Annotated in this window: 8 protein-coding genes; 5 read left to right on the forward strand and 3 right to left on the reverse strand. The window is 56.2% G+C overall.

Annotation, left to right across the window (positions count from 1 at the left end):
- The coding region (iscB, locus tag AC13CN_RS00165) for an RNA-guided endonuclease IscB (protein ID WP_483052916.1) at window positions 1-581 on the reverse strand (581 nt) is incomplete at its 3' end.
- A 417-nt stretch (window positions 582-998) separates the two neighbouring features.
- Here iscB and phaR point away from each other — a divergent pair.
- The 5 genes from phaR (at window position 999) to AC13CN_RS00190 (ending at window position 4590) form a co-directional block, all read left to right on the forward strand.
- Complete coding sequence (gene phaR, locus AC13CN_RS00170) at window positions 999-1463, forward strand: polyhydroxyalkanoate synthesis repressor PhaR (RefSeq protein WP_044628507.1); 465 nt, start codon at window positions 999-1001, stop codon at window positions 1461-1463.
- Window positions 1464-1541: 78 nt separating this feature from the next.
- A complete protein-coding gene (gene purD / locus AC13CN_RS00175; RefSeq protein WP_228219746.1) occupies window positions 1542-2828 on the forward strand; it encodes a phosphoribosylamine--glycine ligase in 1287 nt (428 codons plus the stop codon).
- Between the two features lie 48 nt (window positions 2829-2876).
- A complete protein-coding gene (locus AC13CN_RS00180; protein ID WP_054641076.1) occupies window positions 2877-3317 on the forward strand; it encodes an acyl-CoA thioesterase in 441 nt (146 codons plus the stop codon).
- Window positions 3317-4189, forward strand: a complete 873-nt coding sequence (locus tag AC13CN_RS00185; RefSeq protein WP_044628510.1) for a phosphoribulokinase — start codon at window positions 3317-3319, stop codon at window positions 4187-4189. The genes AC13CN_RS00180 and AC13CN_RS00185 overlap by 1 nt, the downstream gene beginning before the upstream one ends.
- A 59-nt stretch (window positions 4190-4248) precedes the next feature.
- The gene (locus AC13CN_RS00190) at window positions 4249-4590 is read left to right on the forward strand and encodes a histidine triad nucleotide-binding protein (protein ID WP_044628511.1); all 342 of its coding nucleotides are present in this window, start codon (window positions 4249-4251) and stop codon (window positions 4588-4590) included.
- Between the two features lie 96 nt (window positions 4591-4686).
- Here AC13CN_RS00190 and ettA read toward each other — a convergent pair whose 3' ends face one another.
- Window positions 4687-6348, reverse strand: coding sequence for an energy-dependent translational throttle protein EttA (ettA, locus tag AC13CN_RS00195; RefSeq protein WP_228219747.1), 1662 nt, complete (start codon window positions 6346-6348; stop codon window positions 4687-4689).
- 199 nt (window positions 6349-6547) lie between these two features.
- Complete coding sequence (locus AC13CN_RS00200; protein WP_044628513.1) at window positions 6548-6760, reverse strand: PA3496 family putative envelope integrity protein; 213 nt, start codon at window positions 6758-6760, stop codon at window positions 6548-6550.
- Window positions 6761-7064 lie beyond the last annotated feature (304 nt).

The following is a 7064-nucleotide window of genomic DNA, read 5'->3' on the forward strand; positions in this document are numbered from 1 at the left end:
TTTTCCAGCAGGTACTCGCGTACTTCGTAGCCCAGCAAGGTGCCTTGCTGGTACTCCACACCGCTGATCTCTGGGTTATCCAGCTTCTGCGTATCAAAGCGCACCAACTCTTGGCTGATGGCTGTTACAGGAGCCAAACGACTCAACCGGTTCACCCAGGCCATGACGGTATCGACGCGATGCTGCAGCGACGGTGCCAGCCAGCCCTTAGGTTTGATGCGATTATTGAAGCGCGGGGCGCGGTAGCGTAGGTTGGCACTGCGGCGGCGACGCCGAAAGGCGGCGCGTTGCTGTAATGCCTTTTTGATCTGAAAGCCGCGATGGATCAGTTCAAACAGGCACAGTACATGCCGCTGCTGACTGTCCGGTTCGCGCATCAGCGCCAGCCCGGTCGTTTTGCTGCCAGGGTCGATGCCCAGGCGAAGCGGTTGCGTCTCGCCACTGACGCGATCCTTGAGCCGAATCGTGAACGGGTAACGCTTATGCACCACGGCACGACCACGCGCCAGCAGCAACCGAGCGCGTTTTTCACTGCACGGCATCAGTGGCCGCTTGTGTTTGTCCAGTACGAAAACCGCCATGCGATTTCATCCTAATCCATGCCCTTACGGGCCTGGTGTCGCGGGGCTTGCGCCCCGTCTCCCCTCGGGAATGTCGATAACCGGCTACTGCCTTGTGGCAGCGGTCAAGACCTTCGGCGTTTTACCTTTCGCCCGGGCGGCGTACCGCAGCATGATCTTGACCTTTCAGAGCCACGGACTGAGGAAGCATCCGTGGGTGAGTCTTGGCGACCTGTTATCAACGTAGCGGCTGTACCGCCCGCTTACCCTGGTCAACTAGGCTTGCTTTCACAAGCTCCCGCCTTCAGGCGGGGGTAGTTGACAGGAAAGGCGTACTTAACAGCACTAATCCGCTAAGCTAGCTTGCATGGGCGCGTGTTGCAGGCACAATAGCAGCAACGGCGACAAAAGCCTCTATCGTGTTTAAGGAGATGCGCTGTGCGCGTAATTCGCAAATATGCCAACCGCAGGTTGTACGATACTCAGCAGAGTCGTTATGTCACTCTTGAAGACTTGCGGCGTTTAATCATTGAAGAAGAGCCGTTTCGCGTTGAAGACGCCAAGAGCGGCGAAGATCTGACGCGCACCATTTTGCTATCGATCATTATCGAACAGGAGCAGGCGGATAGTGAAGCCGAAGTGTTCTCGAACGACCTGCTGGCCCAGTTGATCCGTGTGTACGATATGTCCTCACCGCTGCCGCTGGCGCGTTATTTGGAGCAGGGAACCCAACTGATGCTGGAGCAGCAAAAACGCATGCAGACCCAGTGGCAGCAGGCGATGCGCCACTCACCCATTGAGTTTATGCGTGAACTGGCCGAAGAGAATATGCGTTTCTGGCAAAATGCGCTGAACCAGCCTACCCAGACGGATGACGACGATAAAACGGACAAAAACTCCTAATCCCCCTTTAGGCCACGTTAGGGACGCGTTGTGGCATAATGCGCCCCAACGACGCTCTCCCGTTTGAGAAGGATACCCATGAAAGTTTTGATGATCGGTGGCGGTGGCCGCGAACATGCCCTTGCTTGGAAACTTGCCCAATCCAATGATGTCGAGCAAGTGTTTGTGGCACCTGGCAACGCAGGGACCGCCACAGAGCCTAAGCTGACCAATGTCGCTATCGGCGCAACCGACCTGGATGCCTTGGTGGCGTTTGCCCAGCAAGAGCAGATTGCGCTAACCGTGGTGGGCCCAGAAGCTCCGCTGGTGGAAGGCGTAGTGGATCGGTTCCAAGCCGCTGGTTTGACTATCTTTGGCCCCAGCCAGCGCGCGGCACAGTTGGAAGGCTCCAAATCGTTCACCAAAGACTTTCTGGCCCGCCATCACATTCCCACCGCCGATTACCAAACCTTTACCGCTGTCGAGCCAGCATTGGCGTATTTAGCTGATATGGGCGCGCCCATCGTCATCAAAGCGGACGGTTTGGCGGCAGGTAAAGGCGTGATTGTCGCCATGAGCGAAGCGGAAGCCGAAGCGGCGATCCGCGATATGCTTGAAGCCAACGCCTTTGGTGACGCTGGCGCGCGAGTCGTCATCGAAGAGTTTTTGGAAGGTGAAGAAGCCAGCTTTATCGTGATGGTGGATGGCGAAAACGTCGTGCCCATGGCCACCAGCCAAGACCATAAGCGTGCCTACGATGGCGACACCGGCCCCAATACCGGCGGTATGGGAGCCTACTCCCCGGCACCGGTAGTGACACCGGAAGTAGATGCGCGGATTATGGAGCAAGTGATTTTGCCCACCGTGCGTGGCATGGCGGAAGAGGGCAACGCTTACATCGGCTTCTTGTATGCGGGGCTAATGATTGACCCGCAAGGCAACCCCAAAGTAATCGAGTACAACTGCCGTTTTGGTGACCCGGAAACCCAGCCGATTATGATGCGCCTTACCTCCGATTTAGCGGCGCTCTGTTTAGCAGGTGCCAAGGGCGAACTGGCAGACAAGCAGTGCGAGTGGGATAGCCGCGCAGCGGTGGGCGTGGTGTTGGCGGCAGGTGGCTACCCCGGCAGCTACCGCAAAGGTGACGTGATTCACGGCCTAGCCGATGCCGAGCAGGCGCAGTGCAAAGTCTTCCATGCAGGGACGGCGCAAAACGCAGAGGGTGATATCACCACTGCTGGCGGTCGCGTGCTGTGTGTGACCGCCCTGGGCGATAGCGTCTCAGCTGCCCAGCAGCAGGCGTACCAAGGAGTTAAAGCGATTCACTGGGATGGCGTTGAGTTCCGTCGTGATATCGCTTTCCGTGCCATCGCGCGTGAGCAGTAATTACCGGCCTTATTAAGTTCAAACCGTCACCCGGCAAGGAGTTGAACTATGGAGCGTGTTTCGCTGGAGTTCCCTAACGCAGCGGTTATCCATCGTCATCCGCTGACTGTGCGGGTGACGGATATGAACTACGGCCGCCATCTGGGGCATGATGCGCTGGTATCGCTGCTTCATGAGGCTCGTATGCAGGCCTTCGCCGCCCTCGATCTGCCCGAGTGGGATATACACGGCTACCCAAGCGTTGTGGTTGACCTCGCCGTGCAGTATCAACAGGAGGCCCGCTTTCCCGATGCGCTGGTGATAGAAACGGCAGTGCCCGACCCAGAAGGCAAAGCCTTAACGGTGTTCCATCGGGTGACTAAGGCGGAAACGGGCGATGTGGTGGCTACCGCTCGGGTAAATAAACTACTGATTGACTTGGCTGCTGGCCGCCCGGTAGCGATTCCCGATACGGTGAAGCAAACGCTTGCTGATGCAAGGGGGGGATAATGTCCCGAGAATATCCCATCATCGCGGTAACGGGTTCGTCAGGGGCGGGTACCACTACCGTGCGCCGCAGCTTCGAGCGCATGTTCCTACGTGAAGATGTGCATGCTGCCATGGTGGATGGGGATGCGTTTCACCGCTATACCCGCGATGACCTAAAGCGCATTTTCCGTGAAGAGCCAGAACGTAAAGATGAGCTATCCCACTTTGCCGTAGAAGCCAACTTGCTTGATCGCCTGGAAGGTCTGTTTATCGAGTACGGAGAGCACGGTGCTGGCACCTTCAGGCACTATATCCATGCGGAAGATAAGCAGAAAATTGAAGCCGGGTATCGGGTGGGCACCTTCACCGAGTGGCAGTCGCTGCCTTGCGGCACTGACTTGTTGTTTTACGAAGGGCTGCACGGTGGGTTAGTGACCCAAGAGTACGATATTGCCCGCCATGTGGATCTATTGGTGGGTGTTGCGCCGACCATGAATCTGGAGTGGATTCAAAAGATCGACCGGGACACAAAGCTGCGCGGCTACTCTCAGGAAGCGGTGATTGACACTATCTTGGGCCGTATGGATGACTATGTGCGCTATATCCAGCCACAGTTTTCCCGTACCCATATCAACTTCCAACGGGTGCCCACGGTCGATACGTCCAACCCCTTTGAAGTGCAGGATATTCCGACCGATTCGGAGTCGTTTGTGGTCATCCGTTTCCGCGACCCTTCAACCGTCGATTTCCCTTGGTTGCTGGCGATGATTAAAGACTCCTTTATGACCCGTCCGCATACCCTGGTGGTGCCCGGCGCTCGTATGTCATTGGCGATGGAACTGATTCTGGCACCGCTGGTTCGCCACTTACTGTCGCAGCGCCGTTTTCGCTAACGGGGTAAGCGGGGCTGCCTTTTATCGATAATAAACGCGCCAAACCTAAGGAGGCCGCGATGGAGTGCCTGTTCTGCAAAATTATTAACCGCGACATTCCCGCTGATATCGTGTTTGAAGATGAGCACGTGCTGGCGTTTAACGACATTAGCCCTCAAGCGCCGACCCATCAGCTTATTATCCCTAAAAAGCATATCTCGACGCTTAACGATATTACCGCCGACGACCTAGCCCTCGTAGGCCGCTTGCAACACACCGCCGCGCAGCTTGCTAAGCAGCAGGGGTTTGCCGAGGATGGCTACCGTGTGGTGATGAACTGCAACGAAATGGGCGGGCAGACCGTCTACCATATCCATATGCACTTAATGGGTGGGCGCGAGTTTACCTGGCCCGCAGGCTAAACTGTCTCGCCGACCAACGGTAAACAGCCATCCATAAAAAAAGCCCTGCGGCGGGAAACGCCAGCAGGGCTTTTGCATTGCATAACGCCTAAAACATTAGGCGTCGATGCGCTTGTACTTCATGCGCTTGGGCGTGTCATTACCGACGCGTTTCTTGTGATCTTCTTCGTATTCGGTGTAGTTACCGTCGAAGAACACCACTTCTGAATCGCCTTCAAACGCCAGAATATGCGTGGCGATACGATCCAGGAACCAACGGTCGTGAGAAATCACCATGGCACAGCCAGGGAAGGCGAGCAGGGCTTCTTCCAGGGCGCGCAGGGTTTCGATATCCAGGTCGTTAGAGGGCTCATCCAGCAGCAGCACGTTAGCACCCTGTTTTAGGGTTTGCGCAAGCTGCAGGCGGCCACGCTCACCACCGGAAAGCTCATCCAGACGCTTCTGCTGGTCGTTGCCTTTGAAGTTAAAGCGACCAACGTAGGCTCGCGAAGAAACTTCATAGCCATTGATGTTGAGAATATCCTGGCCATCGGACACTGCTTCCCAGACAGTTTGCTTGTCGTCTAGGGCGTCGCGCAGCTGTTCAACGTAGGCAATGTCGACGGTTTCGCCGATTACCACTTCGCCAGCATCCGGCTGCTCTTTGCCGGTGACCAGCTTAAACAGCGTCGATTTACCGGCACCGTTACCGCCCACAATACCCACAATCGCCCCTGGGGGAATAGTAAAGGAGAGATCCTGGTAGAGTAGTTTGTCGTCAAAACGCTTGGTAACGTTGTGGAACTCGATCACTTTGTCACCCAGGCGCGGGCCAGGCGGAATGTAGATCTCGTTGGTCTCATTACGCTTCTGGAAATCGCCAGACTGCATCTCTTCAAAGCGGTTAAGGCGCGCTTTGCTCTTCGCTTGGCGGCCTTTAGCGTTGCTGCGCACCCACTCAAGCTCTTGCTTGATGGCTTTCTGACGAGATGCTTCCTGTTTGGCTTCTTGGGTCAGGCGCTGCTCTTTCTGCTCAAGCCACTGGGAGTAGTTGCCTTCAAACGGAATACCTTGGCCGCGGTCCAGCTCAAGAATCCAGCCCGCGACGTTATCCAAGAAGTAACGGTCGTGGGTAATCGCAACGACAGTGCCGTTGTAGTCATGCAGGAAGCGCTCCAGCCACGCCACGGATTCAGCATCCAGGTGGTTGGTGGGCTCGTCCAGCAGTAGCATGTCCGGGCTTGAGAGCAGCAGGCGGCAAAGCGCCACACGACGACGCTCACCACCAGAAAGGTTGCCTACTTTGGCATCCCACGGCGGAAGGCGCAGCGCTTCTGCGGCTACCTCCAGCTTACGCTCAAGGTTGTGTGCATCGGCAGCTTCGATAATATTCTCAAGCCGTGCCTGCTCGCTGGCCAGGGCGTCAAAGTCGGCATCGGGTTCGGCGTAGGCAGCGTATACCGCGTCTAGTTTTTCCTGCGCCTCTTTGATGGCGCCTAAGGCCTCTTCGACGGTATCCCGAACGTTTTTCTCGTCGTCCAGCTGCGGCTCCTGGGGCAGGTAGCCCACGTTGATGCCGGGCATCGGACGAGCTTCACCTTCAAACTCTTTATCGACACCGGCCATAATGCGCAGCAGCGTGGATTTACCGGCACCGTTTAAACCCAGTACACCGATCTTGGCGCCAGGGAAGAACGAGAGCGAAATATCCTTGAGAATTTGCTTTTTGGGCGGCACGACTTTGCCAACCCGATTCATGGTGAATACGTATTGCGCCATGGAAATCCGTTAGGTTGTGGTAAAAGCGAGACCAGCAAATATGCTGGCTTGGTGCACAGATGATAGTGCCCAGCGCGGCTAAAGGCCAGCAAAGCAGTGGGGCAAGCGTAGAGTGGTCAAGCCGCAAAGATAAGGGGCACTCATTTGGGTGCCCCTCGGGTATGTCCACCTTGAAAACGCTTAATAGATTGGCAAGGCGCTACTCTTCTTCGTCCCAGTCATCTTCAATCGCGCGCTGTAAGCGACGCTCTTCAAGCCACGCTTCTACCTGACGGCGAGCGCGCAGGGTATCCGCTTTACTGGGTTTGCTTTTACCGTAGTGATCGTCGTTGACTGCATCCAAGTTATCAAACTCGTCAGCATCAAGCCCATCGTTGGTGTAGGTTTCACGATTTAAGGGGTCACGGCTCATGGTATGCCCTCCAACCCAAGCCGGCGCACCGGCATCACAACGGCTCCTTACCCAACAGAAGCAAAGTAAGAAGCGCCTAACGCTAAACAAGCGCCTTGCCGCTATATAACGCCACTTGGATTGAAGATCAAGCCCTATCTTTGTCTAGGGTCTCCCCATTTTCCCGCGTGTCATCCGCATAGTCCTCCCGAGGAGGGGAACAAGACTGGTATTCCTGCCTCGCCGTGTGGCGCTCTTCTCCAGAGGGGGTAGCAAACACTTCGGCCTTCAGCCAACAGCCCCTGCCAACCTCCCTGCAGACTAG

Source organism: Vreelandella sp. L-25 (assembly GCF_056857535.1).